Origin of the sequence: Aeromonas sobria, assembly GCF_006243315.1 — a bacterium.
Classification (GTDB): domain Bacteria; phylum Pseudomonadota; class Gammaproteobacteria; order Enterobacterales; family Aeromonadaceae; genus Aeromonas; species Aeromonas sobria_A.
The window spans coordinates 1-20090 of record NZ_NKWE01000039.1 but is presented as its reverse complement, the minus strand read 5'-3'; the positions used below and the strand labels follow the sequence as shown (position 1 = coordinate 20090).

Here is a 20090-nt window from a genome sequence, read left to right as displayed (position 1 = left end):
GGCGCGGCCGGTCGGGGCTTGGTCACGAAAATAGCGGGGCACCATAACAAAAATGCCGGTCAGCAAGGCTGACCGGCATCGTCTCTCTTACGCGAACTTACGCGAAGCGAGTCTGTTACAACTGCGGACCGGCGGCGATCAGACGCTTGCCTTCGTCGTTATCGGTGAAACGCTCGAAGTTCTTGATAAAGCGTCCTGCCAGATCCTGTGCCTTGGCATCCCACTCGGCCTTGTTGGCGTAAGTGTCGCGCGGGTCAAGGATGGCCGGGTTCACATCGTGCAGCGCGGTTGGCACTGCCAGATTGAAGATGGGCAGCACCTTGGTCTCGGCCTTCTCGATGGAACCATCCAGGATGGCGTCGATGATGGCGCGGGTATCCTTGATGGAGATGCGCTTGCCGGTGCCATTCCAGCCAGTGTTGACCAGATAGGCATCTGCCCCTGCCGCTTCCATCCGCTTCACCAGCTCCTGACCGTACTTGGTCGGGTGCAGGGAGAGGAAGGCTGCGCCGAAGCAGGAGGAGAAGGTCGGCGTCGGCTCTGTGATGCCACGCTCGGTACCGGCCAGTTTGGCGGTGAAGCCAGACAGGAAGTGGTACTTGGTCTGCTCCTTGGTCAGCTTGGAGACCGGGGGCAGCACGCCGAAGGCGTCGGCAGTCAGGAAGATCACCTTGTTGGCATGACCCGCCTTGGAGACCGGCTTGACGATGTTCTCGATGTGATAGATGGGGTAGGAGACCCGAGTGTTCTCGGTCTTGGAGCCATCATCAAAGTCGATGGTGCCATCGGCAGCAACGGTCACGTTCTCCAGCAGCGCATCACGACGGATGGCGTGGTAGATGTCCGGCTCTGCCTCTTCAGACAGCTTGATGGTCTTGGCGTAGCAGCCACCCTCGAAGTTGAACACGCCGTGGTCATCCCAGCCGTGCTCGTCATCACCGATAAGCGCACGCTTGGGATCGGTAGACAGGGTGGTTTTACCGGTGCCGGAGAGGCCGAAGAAGATGGCAACGTCGCCGTCCTGACCCACGTTGGCAGAGCAGTGCATGGAGGCAATGCCGCGCAGGGGCAGGAAGTAGTTCATCATCGAGAACATGCCCTTCTTCATCTCGCCACCGTACCAGGTGCCACCGATGAGCTGCATTTTCTCGGTCATGTTGAAGGCAACAAAGTTCTCGGAGTTGAGACCCTGCTCCTTCCAGTTCGGGTTGGTGCACTTGGCACCGTTCATCACCACGAAGTCGGGCTTGAAGGTTTTCAGCTCGTCATCGCTCGGGCGAATGAACATGTTTTTCACGAAGTGTGCCTGCCAGGCCACCTCGGTGATGATACGCACCGCCAGCCGGGTATCCGGGTTGGCGCCGCAGAAACCGTCGATCACAAACAGCCGCTTGCCGGAGAGCTGCTGGGTCACCAGGGCTTTCAGATCTGACCACACCGCCGGGCTAATGGCTTTGTTATCATTCTTACCCTGGTCAGACCACCACACGGTATCCTGGGTAGTGGCATCTTTGACGATATATTTATCTTTTGGTGAGCGACCGGTGAAGATCCCGGTGTTCACGTTGACTGCGCCCATCTCGGTGACGACACCGCGCTCGAACCCTTCCAGGTCAGAACGTGTCTCTTCGGCGAAAAGCTGGTCGTAAGAGGGGTTGCGAACGATTTCTTGGCTGTTTTTGATGCCGTACTGGTCCAGTCCTAATTGTTGGGCCAGGGTGGGTTCTGCCACGATTGTCATTGTATTCTCCTGGGTTCAGAGGTGTGTAGGGTTCTATCTGAGAGCCATCCTATCACTTAGGTGGTAGAGTTTAGCGATCACCATCAAAGTTTATAAAATATGGCTTATTTTTGTTATTAAAGTTAAAGGCGGGTTTTGCCCGCCTTTAATTAGTGTAACTTGTTTGCATCATTACCAGGAGTGCTACTGAACAGGGTTTCGACATCGATCCCATTAAATTGGTACTGGGCACCACAGTAGTCACAGTGCATATCGATGTTGCCGAGCTCCTGCACCATCGCCATCGCCTCTTCCTTTTCGATCTGCAGCAGAGCTCCTTCACAGCGCTCGCGGGAGCAGGTGCAACGGAACTCGACCGCCTGCGGGTCAAATACCCGTACCTTGTCCTGATGGTAGAGACGGTAGAGGATCTCCTCCGCTTCCAGACCAAACAGCTCTTCATCCTTGATGGTGCTGGTGAGCTGGGTCAGGTGCTCGAAATCATGGCTGTGGTCTTCGTTCTGGGCAGGCAAGGCTTGTAGCAGGATACCGGCTGCGCGGGGTTCACCCTCATGATAGCCAGTGCGGATCCACAACTTGGTGGCCAGCTGTTCGGATTGCTCGAAGTAGCGCTCCAGGCAGCCTGCCAGGGTGTCGGCGTCCAGCGCTATGATGCCCTGATAACGCTCGCCCTGCTCCGGGGTGATGGTGATGACCAGTTGGCCGTTGCCGATCAGGCTCTGCAGCTTGCCATCGCTCGGCAGATCGCCTTCATAACGGGCTACGCCGCGCAGTTGCTGGTTGTTGTCACCGTTGATAACGGCCAGACGCACCGGGCCATCGCCCTGCAGTTGCACCGTGATGGAGCCTTCAAATTTGAGGGTGGCGGTCAGCAGGCTGGTGGCTACCAGCAGCTCGCCCAGCAGTTTTTGTACCTGTACCGGGTAGCTCTGGGCTTCCACCACATGGCGGTAGGTGTGATCCAGCTGGACCAGCTCGCCACGCACTTCGTACTCTTCAAACAGATAGCGATACAGCAGATCTTGGTTACTCATCATTGATTCCTGGATTGTTCGGTGAGGTAAATCGGTTCGGCTGGCGAGTGACCGCAGGGTGCCTCATCAGCCTTGTGTTAACGGGGTCGGTCAGTACTGCTTGACCTTGATCAGCTGGCGTCGCTCCTGCTTGTCGGGGCGACGCTCGGGGCTGGGGGCAAACTGGCTGTTGAAACGGCGGGCTTCACTGTTTTCTGCCCGCTTTTTCAGGCTCTCGGCGGTCTCTTCATACATTAGCTGGGCGAGCGGAGCCGATTTGCGTTGCTCGCTAATGGCCAGCACCCGCACTGTCCGTTCATCCTGACCCTGCCAGAGGCGGATCAGTGCCCCCACTTCCACCTGTTTGCCCGGTTTGCTGCGCTGACCATTGTAGTGCACCTTGCCCCCGTCGATCTGATCCCGCGCCACGGAGCGGGTCTTGTAGAAACGGGCTGCCCACAGCCACTTGTCGAGACGAACCTCAAGGGTACTTTCTGGATGATTGGGCATGAACAGGCTCCATAACGGGGAAAAGTGGCTATCGATTATATCAGAGGCCGGGGCCGGGATAGCAACCGGGCGGCAGCCGCGCGGGTGGGCAACTTATGCCTATGTGCTGCAACATATGGGCAGTGTACTGATTCACAAGGAAAAGTCGGTGACTGGGGGCGTCTGCACCGGGTTGTCGGTGGGGGCTGCTTATATAGTGTATAAAAGATGCCGCCCCTGTTTGGCGCGGCATCTCTCACATCAATCGACCACGGGCGGGATTAGAAGTGATCCTGCTGATCCGCTTTCTTCTGGTCGTGCGGGCCTTCGCTGTGGGCGATGGCGGTGCGGATCAGATCAACCCCGGCGCGGATCAGCAACACCCCCATGTTGACCAGCTTGACGCAGACCCACATGAAGGTAATGAGCAGGATCAGCTTGAGCACGGTCTGGAAGGCTTCCAGGAAGTTTTGCTCCAGCTGGGCGGTGAGGCCGTTGGCGCTGGTCATCAGCCAGGTGTAAACCTCGCGCACAAACGGGATGCGGCTTGGCATCTCCAGTACATCCAGTGCGGCAGGGAGTGCCTGGAAGATGACGATGCTGCCGAACAGTATCAAAATGACACCGATGGCGATGCCGATGAAAAAGCCGAACTGTCTCATGGAGGGCTCCAGCGTTTGCTGCATGAAATTGAAGATAGGCGCCAATAGTAGGGAGTGCTCTGCTTCATCGCAATCTTCCGTGCACCGCCATCGCCGTGGGAACTGCGGCGATCCGGCCGCTACCATTGCCCAACTATCTGATTTCTGGGAGGCTTGTCGCCATTGAGCATAGGGAAAGCAAATTGATGTCGAGAACCCTCTTTTTACTGTTGCTGACGCTGATTGCCGCTGCGCCAGCCTTGAGTGCCGAGCCTGCGGCCCCTACGGCGGCCGCCTGTGCCATCCGTCATCAGGATCAGTTGTTGCTGGTGCAGGATCGTATCTCCTCCCGCTACAGCCTGAGCGGTGGCTATATCGATGGCGGCGAGAGTCCGCAGCAGGCGGCGCTGCGCGAGCTCTATGAAGAGACCGGTTTGCAGGGGGAGGTGGGGCAGGAGCTGGGCCGCTGGCAACGGGCGGTTATCTTCGCCTGCCGCACCCTTGAGCCCATTCTCGCGCAGCGAAATACAGCTGCCCAGCGAGATCCAGCCGCGCAGCGAAACTCAGCCGCCCAGCAGGGTGCAGGTTTTGTCTCCATCCTGCAGGCTCCCAATCTGGGTGGGGAGATCCTCAACGCCCGGCTGATCGCCATCGACCAGCTCCCCCGCGAGCAGCGCCGCTTCCCGGATCAGCTCGACTGGCTGCAATCCCGGCTGGATCAGGTGCCCGAGAGCGAGGTGCGCTGGCATGCCGATTTCGTGGCCCAGGGCAGCGCGCTGCATCAGGCCGAGATCCCGCTAATGATGGATTTACAGCAGTGGTTGGGGCCCGATGTCTGGTGGCTGTCGGTCAGCAATCTGTTTGGTTCAGGCGGCTTTCAGCTTGCCCTGATACCTTTGCTGCTCCCGCTGCTGGGGTGGCCACGGTTGCGCCAGTTGCTGTTCGCCATGCTGTGGCTTGGGCTGCTGGTGCAAGCGGGCAAGGAGGGGATCGGCTGGCCGCGCCCCTTCCATCTGCAACCGCTGCTGGCTGCCCACAGTGCCCAGGGCTTTGGCATGCCGAGCGGCCATACCGCCTCGGCCCTGCTGTTCTGGGGCGCGTTGCTTGGCTGGCTGTGGCCGACCCACCGCTGGCGGGCGATCTCGCTGGCTCTGCTGCTGGCGCTGGTCACCGGTCTGGCGCGGATCTGGCTTGGGGTGCACTTTATCTCCGATGTGGCGGTTGGGCTGCTGATAGGCGGCTTGCTGCTGGCTGCTCGCCCCTGCTGGCGACTGGATGGGGGTGTGGCAGGCTGGCTGCTACTGATTGCAACCAGCCTGCTGATCGCAGGCTGGGCCCAATCGGCCCATCTGGCCGGGATTGGGCTGGCAGCAGTCGGCCTCTGGCTCGGTGGGCTGGCGCCCTTGCCCCGTGACGGTTATTCGCCGCTGTTGACCGGTGGTGTGACGCTGGCGGGTGGCGCCGTGATCGGTGCCATGCTGTGGGGGTTGCCGCTGCTGACCAGCAGTTCGCTCACTATCCTGCTCGGCCAGTTATTGCTCTTTTTCGGGCTGGGGCTCTGGTTGAGCGCTGGCCTCTGGTGGATACTCTCTTTCTTGAAAAACAACACACGACCCAAGGGCAAATGCCCGAACAAGGGAATTTTATGAATGTGAAAAAAGTGGATTTGGCCAAGATAACCCTGGGGGTGCTGTTTATCAGTATCCTCATTATCTCTTGCTTCATGGTGTTGCAACCTTTCCTGCCTGCGCTGGTGTGGGCCACCATGATCACCATCGCCACCTGGCCACTGATGTTGATGATGCAGCGGCTGCTGTGGGGCAAGCGTTCGCTGGCCGCGCTGTTTATGACGCTGGTGCTGCTGCTGATATTTGTTATCCCGCTCTTTATGACTCTGGCCAATGTGGCGGAGAAAGCCCCCATGCTGATCGAGCTGGGCACCACTATCAGCCAGTCACCGCCCCCCGAGCTGCTCTGGTTGCAGCAGATCCCGCTGGTAGGTACCAAGTTGTATGAGTTCTGGCAGCAGATCCTGGCGAGCGGTGGTCAGGTGCTGTTTGCCAAGCTGACCCCCTACTTTGGCCAGACCGCCCGTTGGTTGGCCTCCCAGGCTGGCAATCTGGGGCTGCTGTTCGTCCACTTCCTGCTGACGGTCGGTATCTGCGGTGTGCTCTATCACTCCGGTGAAATGGTGGCGACCGGTATTCGCCGCTTCGCCCACCGACTGGCGGGCGAGCGGGGTGACAATGCCACAGTGCTCGCTTCACAGGCGATCCGTGCCGTGGCGATGGGAGTGGTGGTGACTGCGCTGGTGCAATCCTCGGTGGCCGGTGTTGGTCTGCTGATTGCCGGCATCCCCTACACCATGGTGCTGGTGGTGGTGATGTTCCTGCTGATCGTCGCCCAGATTGGCCCCTTCCCGGTGCTGATGGCCAGCGTTGGCTATCTCTACTGGAGCGGTGACACCACCTGGGGCACCTTCCTGCTGGTGTGGTCACTGATTGCGGGCACCATGGACAACTTCCTGCGCCCCTTCCTGATCAAGCGTGGCGCCGACCTGCCGCTTATCCTTATTCTGGTGGGTGTTATCGGCGGCTTGCTGACCATGGGGATCATCGGTCTGTTTATCGGTCCAGTAGTGTTGGCGGTGGGCTACACCCTGCTGGATGCCTGGATCAAGGAAGATGACCAACCGGCAGCCGCTGCGGTTGAAGCGCCCAAGGCCCAATAACGATTCAGTAAAAAGACGATTCGGTAACAAGACGAATCAGTCACCATCGCTGATGCAAAGAGCCGCCCATCGGGCGGCTCTTCTGTTTTTGGCTATCGTGGTTTATGGCGATGGCGTCAGATTGGCTGATCCGCACCAACCGGCATTCACCACATATTACCGCCTCATGTAGGTTCGATTAGCGAAGCGTAATCGGACGATCGAGATGCCGCTGCCCCGGTTGTCTTTGTGGGTCAGCGGCACCTGCCAGAGCGAAAATGCGGCTGGCCGTTATAGCGGGAGAACCCAGTTACGCGAAGGTCCGATTACGCCTTACGGCTAATCGAACCTACGGGCTGGCAATCAAATCCTAGAGACCAAGCGTCTCAATGAGATTATTCATTAACGGGAGCTTTCTCCCGTGCTTGTCGCCACCAGGGAGCGCCGCATAACTAGCGCCTGCGCCAAGTATTACGACGTGGGGCTTTCCCTCTTGAAGCGTTTGTTAAATACGCACCATCCGAGCGTACGAAGCCATAGAGCCTACGTTTATGAAGAAAGGTTCCAGTTGCATTTGAGGTTCTTCTGGCAACCATATAGTCCTAACTTCATTTTGATAGCTATATTTAAAATGTTTAGCTAAAAATACATTTACATCATCAGGGCTTACATTTAATGGATCAAGGTATTTTACTGGTGCTGCAAAGCCTTTAAAATCAGACTTAACCTTTTTCACAGCTTTCATCATCTTTTGAAATAGTTCCCGCGGCTTATCGATGATAATACAGCAATCAGCATCAAAATCATCATACTCCCTAAACGTATATTTAGAAGCAAAGCAATGAACGTAATAGTTTGTGTTGCTTTCTAATTTAAATTTAACTTGACCAAAGGCAGGTATTTTAACGCCTTGTACGTCCTCAAAAACTAGCCCATCAGCTCTTGTTTGAACTTCAAAGGATAGTTCATCATCGCGGATTGCATTATTTAATGATGGGTCTTTATAATATGAAGCCGGAGCAATGCGAATATGTCCCTTATTGAACATCCCATCTAAATGTTCATACTTACCAAACTTACAAATAGCCCCTTCACTAAACCCTCCAGATTGTTCTAAAGCTGTTGCAGCTTTTGGAGGTTCGGGAAAAGATGCTTTGACGATTTCTGCATTTGACATTGACCCATCTGCAAAACCATTTGGATAAGGTCCGTACCTAATAAAAAACTCTTCCAAAACATGAGTCCACACTTGAAGCCAGTATATGCCATGTTCGTTAGTACCATGTAAGCCAATCTTTCCTTCAGCGGAAAGAATTGTCATATTGGAAATAATTTGCTTTGTCCGGTCTTCCAGCTCACTTTTCGATAAAAAATCCATATATCTGTGAGATCTATATTCATTTCTCCACATTTCATGACGAACCAACTTTTTACCTCCTAGCATTTAACGCCTCATTAAGGTGTGAGCAACGCTACCACGATACTTAACCATACCACCGTAAACATGAAACCCAACGACGGAATGAAAAATGCCAAGTGTTGGGAATCACTCTTAAATACCTTGTTATATGCACACTATAGCAATGGGTAAAGTTCTTTTAATTTATCTGATGAGAATGAACTCAACTTATCAGCTGGGACTCCAAGAGCTAGAAGTCTATCGTGTGTTTCCGATACTTCATCAATGCCATCGTATAGATTTTCATAGTTATAATTTTGCCAATTAGCTGTAGGGTAAGCGTCCAAGATACATTGAAAGTATGGCGCGTCAATAGCATTAACTGAATGTCCGATCACTACAACATTCTCAATATCATCATAATTATTAAGAGTTTGACGGTGACGATCTAAAATTTCATCGACCGGCTTATGAAAAACACCGTACACTTGTGCTACAGCTTTCGCTGATTCGTGAAACCACGGCTCATCACGTTCCTCGTTAATAGCAGGTGATATAAGATTGCGACCATGACCAAATATTATTTCTCTGCCTACCTTTCCGTGTATGTGAAGTACGTTGTGCTCAGGAATGCTATAAACATCTTGCAAAGTAGTCGTATAGTTAAAGTTTACAAAATATGCAGGTAGGTTGAAGTGTATTAGCTTTTGCGCTTCATTTACGTCTACCGAACGAATCCAAGCATTGAAAGCACTTGTTATGTCATCAACAAGCTCTTCTTTCTTTATCGCGATTTCATCCTCAAAGCCATATAGTAACTTAGGATCGTCACCCAACTCTTCTAAAGATGGCTGCATTGCAGCATTATCGTGAAATTCATCTTGATTAAATGAGCCCAGTGACTCTTCAAAGTTAGCCCACTCAGAGTCAACGTCACAGAAATCATCAAAGTAATGAATATGTTCATCTAGACGATCTTTGTATTTCTGATGAAAGTACCAATAACTGGTCGGCAACCGATTCCAGATATCAAACCCGTTTCCTATTATAAATAAAGTAGACACTTACACCTCCATCTACTATTGGTAATATCTTGACGTGCATATAACAGTGATTAGATGAAAGGCGGTACTAATCCGTTAATAGATCCTTCCATATAACTCAGGTTCGCCATGATCGATTCCACGAAAAAATCATTTTAAATCAGAATTTTCCCGACCAGCCTATAGTGCTGAACGTACTCGATCAACATCCTCTTTTGGCTCTACTTTTTGTCACTGAGCAAAAATACACGTAAGGGGCGGCAATGGAAAGCGCCATTCGACCTCCTGTTCATAAACAAGTCAGGAGTGTGATTGGGGCGATATATCAAGAGAGCGAAGGAGTGCTGCGCCTTCTGCCACAGGCTCGGCCAGCAATTTGCCGGGGCAAACCCGACCGGTAGGAGGGCGGGGTTGCCACCCTCTGAGGCAGGTCACTGAATCTGCGGGGAGGGCATGGTTAAATGGCAGCTTATCTTTTTTGCCGGATATTGCTGTGACCATGCCATCTGACCACCAGCACCTGCAGCCCTGGCCTGACTATCTGCAGGCCTCCTGGCTGCGCTGCGCCCACCAGACCAGCGCAACCCTCTGGCATCCGCCCCACAGCGCCAAGGGGCAGACCTTGCAGAGCCTGCGCCAGCGCAAGCGGGACCTGCTCACCACCGGCGAGATGGCCCTCGAAGATCTCTACGAATTTATGGAGGGGCGCCCCTGCGCCCTGCTGCTCACCGACGAGAGCGGCTGTCTGCTGGCCCGCACCGGCCACCCCGACACGCTGGCGGAGCTGGCGGCGCTGGGGTTTGGCCCCGGCGCCTTTTTCAGCGAGGGGCGCATCGGCACCAATGCCATCAATCTGGCGGCGCTGGAGGGAGTGCCGCTCTGCGTCAGCGGCCCCCAGCACTTCAACCAGACCCTGCACCCCTGGCACAGCTGTGCCAGTCCGGTTTACAACAGCAATGGCCGTCAGGTCGCCATCATCGCCTTGATCTGCAAGGTGGAAGAGGCGAGCGCCGGCGATCTGGCGCTCGCCGTCAGCGCCGGGCGCGAGCTGGCCCATCTGCTGCAGATGGAGACTCTGATGCAGGAGTCCCAGCACCACCTGAGCGAGCTTTACGCCCTGCTCGATGGCATGGATGACGGCGTGCTGGCCTGGGATCCACAGGGCCGACTGCGCTACCTCAATGCGCTGGCGGCCCACCGGCTGCGGCTCGATCCGGCGCTCTGTCTCGGTCAGCCGCTGGAGCAACATCTGCTGCTACCCCAGCGGTTGCAGCTGGCCATCAAGGGGCAGACGCCGCTTAGTCATGTGGAGGTGACGCTGGAGCGGCTCGGCGCTCAGCAGGGGGAGTTTATCAATGCGCTGGTGAGCCTCAAGCCGCTGCCGGGGCCGGAGGGGGTCAGCTTTATCGCCTTGCTGCATCCGGTCGATCGGCTGCGGGCCATTCACCAGCTACGGCAGACGGTGCCCGAGTTGTCGGCGCTGGTGGGGGAGTCGAGCGCCATGCGCAAGCTGCTTCGCTACGCCCGGCAGGCGGCCCAGAGTCAGGGGCCGATCTTGCTGCGCGGTGAGGAGGAGGTGGGCAAGGCCCAGCTTGCCGAGGCGATCCACTTTGGCAGCGAACGGGCTGCCGGGCCGCTCATTACCCTCAACTGCAAGGCGCTGCCGAGCGAGCGGATGGCGCTGGAGCTGATGGGCTCCGACGAGGCGGGGCAGGAGCGGGCGGGCAAGTTCGAGCTGGCCCACGGCGGCACGCTGGTGCTGGAGCAGGTGGAGTGCCTCTCTGCTCCCATGCAGGCGGCGCTGCTGCAGCTGCTCAAGACTGGCCGCATCCAGCGCTTCGATTCGGCCCGCATTCTGCCGCTCAAGGTGCGGATCGTCGCCACCAGCAGCGCCCCGCTGGAGCAGCTGGTGCAGGAGGGGCTGTTTGGTCGCCAGCTGCTCTATGCCTTGCAGGCGTGCGAGCTGTGGCTGCCGGGCTTGCGGGAGCGCGCGGCGGATCTGCCGGGCCTGATCAGCCAGCAGTTGGCGGCGCAGGGGCGCGAGCCAGTGCGCCAGTTCAGTCCGGCAGCCCTCGATTGTCTGCTCGCCTATCCCTGGCCCGGCAATCTCGGGGAGCTGCGCAGCGCCGTCGAGCATGCGTTGCTTCACTCCGGTCAGGGGCTGATCCCGTCCGAGGCGCTGCCCGCCGCCATCCGCCACGGCTATCAGCAGGTGGCGGATGAGGTGGTGGGGCAACCGCTGCTCACCTTGGCAGAGCTGGAGCGGCAAGCCATTTTGCGCTGCGCCCACGCCTGCAAGGGGCAGGTGAGCCAGATGGCCCAGCATCTTGGCATCAGTCGCACCACCCTGTGGCGGCGGCTCAAACTGCTCGAGATCGATCCCGCCGACTATCACGGTTGACGGTTATTCAGGCCGTTGCGAACCGGCCCGCTGAAAATGAAACGGCCCCGCAGTTGCGGGGCCGTGTTATCTGGCAAGGTCAGCCGTGGTGCGGTTACAGCCCCAACTGGTGGGCGGTGACGATGGCCGCCAGCACATCCTCGGCAGTGACCTTGAACGGCATGTTGTGGATGGTCTCCCCTTCGGCGGTGGAGGCTTTTGCCACCGCCATCAGGCGCGCCATATCCAGCTCCTTGACCCCCATCATATGAAGGTTGGTCGGCAGGCCGATCGAGCGGCAGAAGGCCAGCACTGTCTCGATCTCCGTCATCGGCGCATTCTCCAGCACCAGTTGAACCAGAGTACCGAACGCCACTTTTTCACCGTGATAGAGGTGGTGACACTCGGTGAGCTGGGTCAGGCCGTTGTGTATGGCGTGGGCGGCGGCCAGCCCGCTGCTCTCGAAGCCGATACCGCTCAGATAGGTGTTGGCCTCGATGATGTTCTCCACCGCCTTGGTGCAGAGCCCCTGCTCCACCGCCAGCTTGGCCTTGTAGCCGTCGGCCAGCAGAGTCTTGTAGCAGAGCTCGGCGATGGCCTGCGCCGCCAGCGTAGAGGCGCCACCGGCCATGGTCTGGCAACCGGAGACCTTGTTGGCGCGCGCCTCGAAGTAGGTGGAGAGCGCATCCCCCATGCCGGAGACCAGCAGCCGCACCGGGGCGCGGGAGACCACGCCGGTATCCATGATGACCATGTTGGGGTTGGTCGGGATCATCAGGTATTCGCTGAACTGCCCCTCCGGGGTGTAGATGACCGCCAGTGCGCTGGTGGGGGCATCGGTGGAGGCGATGGTGGGCACTATGACCACCGGCACCTTCTGGTAGAAGGCGACCGACTTGGCGGTATCCAGCGTTTTGCCGCCGCCGATGCCGATGATGACGTCAAACGGGGTCTGGTTGCAGCGCGCCAGCAGGCGGTCGATCTCGGGGCGGGAGCACTCGCCGTTGAAGCAGTCGAACTCGGGTTTGATGCCCACACTGTGGAAGCTGGTGGCCACGGTATCGCCCACCAGCTTGGTGACGAAGGCGTCGGCCAGAATAAGCGGCTTGGCGCCGAGCGCCTTGACGTAGTTGCCGATATTGGCGAGGGCCCCGTTGCCTTGCACGTATTTGCTGGGGCTGATGATAATGCGGTCCATTTTTTATCCCTCTCTCTAGTTCATAAGACTTCTTTTGAAACTAACAGGGGCGAAGGGGCGGCAGTGCCGGGGAGTCCTTCGTCTTTACTTGTATTACAGTGGCGCGGCAGCTGGCCCATTCGGTCGGTGCCGCGCCTGGAAACGGGTTGGCGTGCGGCGTCAGTCGCCGAAACGCTCGGCTGCCAGCTGCTGGAAGCAGGCCAATGCGGCGCTGGCATCCTCCCCGTGCGCCAGCAGGGTGAGCGTGTCGCCCTGACGCACGTTGAGCATGGTGAGCCGGGTCAGGCTGCGGGGGTTGGCCTCTTTATCCCCCTTTTGCAGCTTGAGTTCAGCGGCAAAGGGCTTGAGGGCAGCCACCAGTCGGGCGGCGGGGCGCACATGCAGGCCGTGGGGGTTATCCACCAGCACCTCGCAGCGCAGCCAGCCGTCGTCGGTAACGGGGGCGGTCTCAGTGGCGGTCTGCGCCGCGCTGGCAGGCAGCATCGCCTGTTTCGGGCCCAGCGCGCCGAGCGCCTCGGTGGCTACCTCATCCAGCGTCATGCCGGAACCGGCCGCCACCACGGCGGCCAGGGTGCCCTCGACCAGCGGGGCGGGGCAGAGTCGCACCCGGGCGCTTAACTCGGGGGGCAACAGTTCGAGGGCGGTCTCGGCGCTAAGCAGAGCGCTGCCCAGATCCATCAGTACCAGTACGCCGCTGCCGTCATCCGCCTCTTCTATCGCACTCATCACCGCGATGGCATCGGTGCCTATGGGGTGGTCGGGGTCATCGACCCCGGCCGCCAGCAGCAGTTTGGCCGGGCTGCCGAGCTGGTCGGCCAGTGCTTTCAAACCGGCCGCCAGCATGGCGCTGTGAGAGACAACTACGATTCCGATCATGCTACAACCTCGCTCTGTCACGCAGGGCGGTCAGCAGCAACAGGGTCGAGGTGGCCCCGGCATCCTGATGGCCGATGCTGCGCTCGCCAAGATAGCTGGCGCGCCCCTTGCGAGCCTGCATCTGGATGGTGGCCTCGGTTCCGGCTGCGGCGGCAGCCACCGCCTTATCCAGCGCATCGTTGAGCGGCAACTCTTGCTGCTGCGCCTGTTGCAGGGCGGCCAGTGCTGGCCACCAGGCGTCGCACATGGTCTTGTCACCCGGTTCGGCGCGGCCGCGGGAGACGATCCCCTCGACCCCATCGCTCAGCATTTTGCACAGCTGACTGAGGCTCAGGCTCTGGCAGGCATCGGTACTGGCCGCCGCCCGGATAAAGAAGGTGCCGTAGAGCGGGCCGCTGGCGCCGCCGACCGAGGAGAGCAAGGTCATGCCGGTGGTTTTCAGCACCTGACCTATGTCTTTGTCTGCCACCGCAGGCAGCTTTTCGGCCACCTTGGTAAAGCCGCGCTGCATGTTGAGGCCGTGGTCGCCGTCGCCGATATCGGTATCCAGCGCCGTGAGGTAGTCACGCTGCTCGGTAAAGATGTGCTCGCAGTCGAGCAGCCAGTTGACGATGTGATGTTTGCTTAGCATGAGAGTAAAGGCTCCTTAGCAACCGCGACGCAGGGCGGGGGTGTGAACGGGGGCATCCCACAGGGTCATCAGCTCATCATCCACCTTGAGCAATGTGATGGAGATGCCGGTCATGTCGAGGGCGGTACAGTAGGGGCCGATCAGGTTGCGTACCAGATGGATGCCCGCCTCTTCGCACAGGGTGGCGAGGCGACCATAGACGCCATAGAGCTCGGAGATGGGGGTGCCGCCGAGGCTGTTGACCAGCGCGATGACCCGATCGCCCGCATTCAGCGTTTCGATAAAGGTGTGCTCTTCCTGCCAACTGCCGGAGGCTCTGTCCCAGTGGCGCAGGGTGCGGCCATAGGGGGTGTTGTCAGCCAGCTCGCTGAACATGTCGTCCACTAGGGTATTAAGGTCGGTGAAGGGGCGACGCGCTATGCCCGGCTCACCGTGGATGCCCACGCCGAACTCCATCTCGTTGTCGGCGAGAGTGAAGGAGGGCTTGCCAGCGGCAGGCACGGTGCAGGCATGCATGGCAACGCCAATGGTGCGGCTCTGGTTGTTGATGCGGCGGGCCAGCGCTTCACAGCGGGTCAGGTCATAGCCCGCCTCGGCAGCGGCCCCTACCAGTTTCTCGCACAGCACGGTAGTGGCAACGCCACGGCGACCGGCGGTATAGAGGCTGTCTTTCACCGCCACGTCGTCATCGATCAGCGAGAAGCCGACCTTGACCCCGTCGCCGTGCAGCAGCTCGACCGCGGTCTCGAAGTTGAGCACGTCACCGGTGTAGTTCTTCACCAGAAACAGCACGCCCGCGCCGCCATCAACGGCCTGACCACACTCGTACATCTGATCCGGGGTCGGGGAGGTAAAGATCTCGCCAGGGCAGGCGCCATCCAGCATCCCTTTGCCCACCAGACCGCCGTGCATCGGCTCGTGGCCGCTGCCACCGCCGGAGACCAGCGCGACCTTGCCCATCACGGGGGAGTCGGCGCGGGTGATGTAGTGGGGTTCGATACGGACCTTGAGCTCGGGGTGGGCGGCTGCCATCCCCATCAGTTGTTCACGGACCACGGCATCGACGGCATTGATCAGTTTCTTCATAGCTCACTCCTTGGCTTGCCACCGCACGGGTGGGCAAATGGTTGATGGACCCAGTCTAACGGGATAAATCGGGAGAAAAATGACGGCCTGTTCGGTTCGGATTTGAAACAGCAGAGAGGGGATCGGCGTTTCAATCTGAAACGGTGCGGGGCAAACGGGCGGGAAACTGTTAGCGACCTCACAGCCATGAAAAGGGCTGGCTGGGTTAGAGCCATAGATTACCCACTGTGTGCTAAATCAATCTGGTTGATAGAAAAGCCATTTTCAGATTGTTTTGCATTCAGTACTTATGTTCTGCGCTGGTTGGCCGATACTGTTGAGTGCAGGAGGAACCCTATGGATATATCAAGTTCTGCAAATGCGTCGTTTGGTTCTGCGTTGATGACGGCCAGTCTGGCTAAAAAACAGCAGACTCAAGAGGGCGAAGCTGCGCTGAAGCTGCTGCAAAACGCAGCGCAATCAGCGCCGGTTGCACCGACATCGGCCAGCGCTTCATTGGGAAGCAAGATCGATATTCGTGTCTGACCCTAATGAAAAAGCCCCCATCTCGCGATGGGGGCTTTTTTATATCTGCGATTTGCTTCGCATCCATTCGGATCAGAGCGGGAAGGGGGCCGGTGCTTCGAAGGTCATCCGTTCGCCGCTGCGGGGATGGCTGATGGTCAGCATCGCTGCATGCAGGTAGAGATGGGGGGCCGCAGCCAGCGCATCCGGATGGGCATAGAGGTTGTCACCCAGAATCGGGTGCCCCAGCTCCAGCATATGAACGCGCAGCTGGTGCGAGCGACCTGTGATGGGGGTCAGCTTGATCAGGCTGTTGCCGTTCTCCACCTTCAGTTTTTCCCACAGAGTCAGGGCATGACGCCCCTCCTCGTGGTCCACCTTCTGTTTCGGGCGGTTGGGCCAGTCGACGCAGAGCGGCAGGTCAACCTGACCTGACTCTGCCTCTGGCTCACCCCACACCCAGGCGAGGTAGTGCTTCTCGGTCTCCCGCTCGCGGAATTGTCGGCTCAGCTCCCGATGAGAATTGGGGTTGAGAGGAATGACAATGACGCCAGTGGTAGACATGTCGAGACGATGGGCTGCCGCCGCCTTGGGGTGCTGCTGTTTCACCCGATGCAGGACGCTGTCTTCATTCTCGGGGCCGCGCCCGGGGACGCTCAGCAGGCCAGTGGGCTTGTTGACCACCATGATGTCCTTGTCCTTGAACAGGATCTCGAGCCAGGGTTCCAGCGGCGGTGAGTATTCAAACATAAATGTCTCGCATCAGAAGGTGGGGGCAAGCCCCCATCAGTTATGGGTAACCACAATCATAAAGGGCATGGCATCCAGCGTGAGCCGGATCAGCGCATGCCTTCTCAATATCGCGTCAGTTATGGGTGACCACGATAAAGCGGATGGCATCCAGCTTGAGTTGGGTCTGGTCGATCAGGTGGTGCAATTCTGCCTGCAGATCACGAAGGTAATCCAGTTCGCTGTCGCGCACGCTTGGATTGACCGCCTTGAGCGCTTCCAGACGATCGAGATCCTGCTGCAGGGTCTGCGCCATCTGGGCACGGGCCTTGTCGACAATCACGGCTTTCAACTCTTCGGCAATCGGCTGCCCCTTGCCTATCAGACCGTGAATAACCGGCTGGGATGCAGTCACGAGCTTGCTGCCAAGATGGCGGTTGACCGGGGTCAGCTGGCGGTTGAAGGCATCGAACGCCACCTTTTCGCCCAGATTCTGGCCATTCTTGTCCATCAGCAGCCGGATCGGCGTTGGCGGCATGAAGCGGTAGAGCTGGGGGTGAGCCGCAGACTCGGCGACGAAGATCAGCTCAAGCAGAATGGAGCCGATGGGCAGCGCCTTGTTCTTAAGCAGTGCCACTGAGGTTGCACCGATCTCGGAGCCCAGGATCAGGTCGATACCGCCGCGCATCATGGGGTGATCCCAGCAGAGCAGCGCCATGTCATCCCGCGACAATGCCGTCGGGCGATCGAAGGTGATGGTCATGCCATCCTGCGGCAGGCCCGGGAAGCTGGAGACCAGCATGTGATCCCCCGGGGTCAGCACCAGCGCGTTCTCGCCACGGTCATCCTGATTGACGCCGATCTCGTCGAACATCTTGAGGGCGAAGGAGATCATGCCGGTGTCGCCGTCTTCGGCAGCCAGCTTGTCGACCAGCTGCTGGGCGGCGGCGCCACCGCTGGAGTGGATCTCCAGCAGGCGATCGCGACCCTGTTCCAGCCGGGCCTTGAGCGGCTCATGCAGTTCGCGGGTCTTGACCAGCAGGGCATCGAGGGTCGCCTGATCGCCAGTGTTGGCGGCCAGCAGCTCAAACAGCTCGTCACGCACCGCTTCAAACACCGGGCGGGCGGTCGGGCAGGTCTGCTCGAAGGCATCCAGACCATCGTGATACCAGAGCTGCAGGGCGCGCTGGGCGGTGCCTTCCAGATAAGGGACGTGGATCTCGACGATGTTCTGCTGGCCAATACGATCCAGACGGCCGATACGCTGCTCCAGCAGATCCGGATTGAGCGGCAGATCGAACAGCACCAGATGGCTGGCAAACTGGAAGTTGCGACCTTCTGAACCGATCTCGGAGCAGAGCAGCACCTGAGCGCCACTCTCTTGCTGGGCGAAATAGGCAGAGGCCTTATCCCGCTCCAGAATGGTCATCCCTTCGTGGAACACGGCACCACGGATCCCTTCACGGGTACGCAGCGCCTCTTCCAGCGCAATGGCGGTGGCCGCTTCGGAGCAGATCACCAGCACCTTCTGCTGGCGAGCAGAGAGCAGCAGCCCCAGCAGCCACTCGACGCGGGGGTCGAACTGGGTCCAGGTGGCGTTGTCGCCTTCAAACTGCTGGAAGATCTTCTCGGGGTAGAGGTAGCGCAAGGCGCGGGTCTGCAGATCGCCACCGTTGCCACCCATCATGCCCATCACCTTGATGGCGGTCTTGTACTGCTCCGGCAGCGGCATGGGGTAGACGTTGAGGTGACGCTCGGGGAAGCCCTGAATGTTGGCGCGGCTGTTACGGAACAGCACCCGGCCGGTGCCATGCTGATCCAGCAGCTTGGCGACCGCCTGCTGACGGGCAGCGGCATCGCCGAGATCCAGTCCTTCCAGCTGGCTGGCGAGGATCTGCCTGGCTTCATCGCTCAGGGTTTCGCCATCGAGCAGCTCTTGCGCTGCGCTGGCGACCTGGCCATAAGCCTGCTCTTCGGCGAGGAAGGCCTCGTAGTCGTAGAAACGCTCGGGATCGAGCAGGCGCAGACGGGCAAAGTGGCTCTGGTGGCCCAGCTGATCCGGGGTAGCGGTCAGCAGCAGCACGCCCGGCACCTGTTCGGCCAGCGCTTCCACCATTTCGTAGGCGCGGCTGGGGGCATCTTCGCTCCACCCCAGATGGTGCGCTTCGTCGACAACCAGCAGATCCCACTCGGCTTCCAGCACCTGCTCGAAGCGACGACGCTTCTTGCGCAGGAAGTCGAGGCTGCAGATCACCAGCTGTTCAGTCTCGAAGGGGTTCTCCGCATCGGCGAATGCCTCGATGCAGCGCTCCTCGTCAAACAGGGAGAAGTGCAGGTTGAAGCGACGCAGCATCTCGACCAGCCATTGGTGCTGCAGGGTTTCGGGCAGCAGGATCAGCACCCGATGGGCGCGACCGGAGAGCAGCTGCTGATGAATGATCATGCCTGCTTCGATGGTCTTGCCCAGACCCACTTCATCTGCCAGCAGTACGCGCGGGGCATAGCGGTGACCCACTTCATGGGCGATATAGATCTGGTGCGGGATCAGGCTGACCCGGCCACCGGCCAGCCCACGGGTCGGATTAAGGCGACGCTTGTGCTGATGGATCAACGCTTCATAGCGCAGGGTAAAGCGAGACATCCGATCAATCTGACCGGCGAACAGGCGCTCCTGCGGTTTGTTGAATTTGATAAAGTTGCTGAGGAACACTTCCTTGAGGGCAACGGGCTCATCATTGTCGGTGCGAACACCTACATATATAAGCAGGCCATCTTTCTCCTGCACTTCTTCGACCGTCATGGTCCAGTCTTCGTGAGTGGCGATCTGGTCGCCCACATTGAAGCTGACCCGGGTTACCGGCGCCTCTTCTTTGGCATACATACGGTTTTCACCGGTCGCCGGAAACAACAGGGTAACCATGCGTCCTTCAACAGCAACGACAGTCCCTAACCCCAGATCCGTCTCTGTATCACTAATCCAACGCTGGCCAAGTGCAAAAGGCATTAAACTCTCCAAAGCCCAAGAGTGTGTGAATCGCAAAGGGGCGCTATGTTACCCGAAGCCGTGATCTCGATCACCATGCATATAGAAGTGGTGATACCTAATCGCCATAACCTTGATCTACGGCCTGCCAGTGCCGACTGATAATAGGTCTGCGTTGTCAAATGAGCGTGTTGTTGCAGGATAAATCGACTTTTTGGGTAATTAGTGAACGGTTGAGCTAAAAACTCGAATTTAATTCTAAATGCCTCTTGCAAGCGTGATCCAGATCCCTATAATGCGCCACATCGACAGGGCAAGCGGCAACGCAAACAGCCCGGTCGGTAACCTCGAAAAGCCTTTGAAAATAAGGCTTGACTCGAGAAGGCGGTTGAGTAGAATTCCACTCCCGCAGCAACGAACTGTTGCGCCGCTCTTTAACAATTTGAATCAAGCAATCTGTGTGGGCACTCACAGCATCGAGCATCAAAATTAATTTTTGATTTTCAATGTCTGGTGAAGTGACCAAGACGATTTCTTAGCAATAAGAAGTCGAACAGTTTATTTCAGCAATTCATTGAGCCGCTGAATGTTGTTACTTCGGTAATGACACGACGCAAACCAAACTTAAATTGAAGAGTTTGATCATGGCTCAGATTGAACGCTGGCG

Annotated in this window: 16 protein-coding genes; 4 read left to right on the top strand and 12 right to left on the bottom strand. The window is 58.1% G+C overall.

The genetic code is table 11. From position 1 onward, the window contains the following. Nucleotides 1–115: 115 nt before the first annotated feature. From pckA to CF137_RS12320, 4 genes are all read right to left on the bottom strand, one after another. Complete coding sequence (gene pckA / locus CF137_RS12335; protein WP_068979391.1) at nt 116–1741, bottom strand: phosphoenolpyruvate carboxykinase (ATP); 1626 nt, start codon at nt 1739–1741, stop codon at nt 116–118. A 149-nt stretch (nt 1742–1890) separates the two neighbouring features. Next, entirely contained in the window at nt 1891–2775 is an 885-nt protein-coding gene (gene hslO / locus CF137_RS12330) for an Hsp33 family molecular chaperone HslO (RefSeq protein ID WP_162515926.1), read from the bottom strand. A 90-nt stretch (nt 2776–2865) separates the two neighbouring features. Further along, nucleotides 2866–3264: a ribosome-associated heat shock protein Hsp15 gene (hslR, locus tag CF137_RS12325; RefSeq protein ID WP_101320617.1), complete on the bottom strand. Its 399-nt coding sequence runs from the start codon at nt 3262–3264 to the stop codon at nt 2866–2868. 260 nt (nt 3265–3524) lie between these two features. Beyond that, nucleotides 3525–3905: a hypothetical protein gene (locus CF137_RS12320; protein ID WP_101320613.1), complete on the bottom strand. Its 381-nt coding sequence runs from the start codon at nt 3903–3905 to the stop codon at nt 3525–3527. A 185-nt stretch (nt 3906–4090) separates the two neighbouring features. On the opposite strand from CF137_RS12320, the gene CF137_RS12315 reads away from it, so the two are divergent. Then, a complete protein-coding gene (locus CF137_RS12315; protein ID WP_139719315.1) occupies nt 4091–5533 on the top strand; it encodes a bifunctional NUDIX hydrolase/phosphatase PAP2 family protein in 1443 nt (480 codons plus the stop codon). Further along, nucleotides 5530–6615, top strand: a complete 1086-nt coding sequence (gene ydiK / locus CF137_RS12310; protein ID WP_162515925.1) for an AI-2E family transporter YdiK — start codon at nt 5530–5532, stop codon at nt 6613–6615. Before CF137_RS12315 ends, ydiK begins: the two co-directional genes overlap by 4 nt. Before the next feature lie 484 nt (nt 6616–7099). On the opposite strand, the gene CF137_RS12305 is transcribed toward ydiK, so the two are convergent. Together CF137_RS12305 and CF137_RS12300 are read right to left on the bottom strand one after the other, a co-directional pair. Then, the gene (locus tag CF137_RS12305; protein WP_139719313.1) at nt 7100–8038 is read right to left on the bottom strand and encodes a hypothetical protein; all 939 of its coding nucleotides are present in this window, start codon (nt 8036–8038) and stop codon (nt 7100–7102) included. Nucleotides 8039–8169: 131 nt separating this feature from the next. Next, nucleotides 8170–9057, bottom strand: a complete 888-nt coding sequence (locus CF137_RS12300) for a bacteriophage abortive infection AbiH family protein (RefSeq protein ID WP_139719311.1) — start codon at nt 9055–9057, stop codon at nt 8170–8172. 478 nt (nt 9058–9535) lie between these two features. Between CF137_RS12300 and dhaR the strand changes: the two genes are divergently transcribed. After that, nucleotides 9536–11437, top strand: a complete 1902-nt coding sequence (dhaR, locus tag CF137_RS12295; protein WP_139719508.1) for a dihydroxyacetone kinase operon transcriptional regulator DhaR — start codon at nt 9536–9538, stop codon at nt 11435–11437. A 94-nt stretch (nt 11438–11531) separates the two neighbouring features. On the opposite strand, the gene CF137_RS12290 is transcribed toward dhaR, so the two are convergent. The 4 genes from CF137_RS12290 to dhaK all read right to left on the bottom strand — a co-directional run bounded on the left by CF137_RS12290 (nt 11532) and on the right by dhaK (nt 15207). After that, nucleotides 11532–12614 carry a glycerol dehydrogenase gene (locus CF137_RS12290; protein WP_139719309.1) on the bottom strand — a complete coding sequence of 361 codons (1083 nt, stop codon included), beginning with the start codon at nt 12612–12614 and terminating at the stop codon, nt 11532–11534. Nucleotides 12615–12773: 159 nt separating this feature from the next. After that, complete coding sequence (gene dhaM, locus CF137_RS12285) at nt 12774–13490, bottom strand: dihydroxyacetone kinase phosphoryl donor subunit DhaM (RefSeq protein WP_139719307.1); 717 nt, start codon at nt 13488–13490, stop codon at nt 12774–12776. Between the two features lies 1 nt (nt 13491). Further along, entirely contained in the window at nt 13492–14121 is a 630-nt protein-coding gene (gene dhaL, locus CF137_RS12280) for a dihydroxyacetone kinase subunit DhaL (protein WP_068979379.1), read from the bottom strand. 15 nt (nt 14122–14136) lie between these two features. Continuing rightward, the gene (gene dhaK / locus CF137_RS12275; protein WP_139719304.1) at nt 14137–15207 is read right to left on the bottom strand and encodes a dihydroxyacetone kinase subunit DhaK; all 1071 of its coding nucleotides are present in this window, start codon (nt 15205–15207) and stop codon (nt 14137–14139) included. A 336-nt stretch (nt 15208–15543) separates the two neighbouring features. Between dhaK and CF137_RS12270 the strand changes: the two genes are divergently transcribed. Next, complete coding sequence (locus CF137_RS12270) at nt 15544–15732, top strand: hypothetical protein (protein ID WP_005336040.1); 189 nt, start codon at nt 15544–15546, stop codon at nt 15730–15732. 72 nt (nt 15733–15804) lie between these two features. Here the strand turns inward: CF137_RS12270 and rluA are convergent, their stop codons facing one another. Together rluA and rapA are read right to left on the bottom strand one after the other, a co-directional pair. Further along, nucleotides 15805–16461, bottom strand: coding sequence for a bifunctional tRNA pseudouridine(32) synthase/23S rRNA pseudouridine(746) synthase RluA (gene rluA, locus CF137_RS12265; protein WP_101326371.1), 657 nt, complete (start codon nt 16459–16461; stop codon nt 15805–15807). Between the two features lie 115 nt (nt 16462–16576). Beyond that, nucleotides 16577–19444, bottom strand: coding sequence for an RNA polymerase-associated protein RapA (gene rapA, locus CF137_RS12260; RefSeq protein ID WP_139719302.1), 2868 nt, complete (start codon nt 19442–19444; stop codon nt 16577–16579). Nucleotides 19445–20090: the final 646 nt, after the last annotated feature.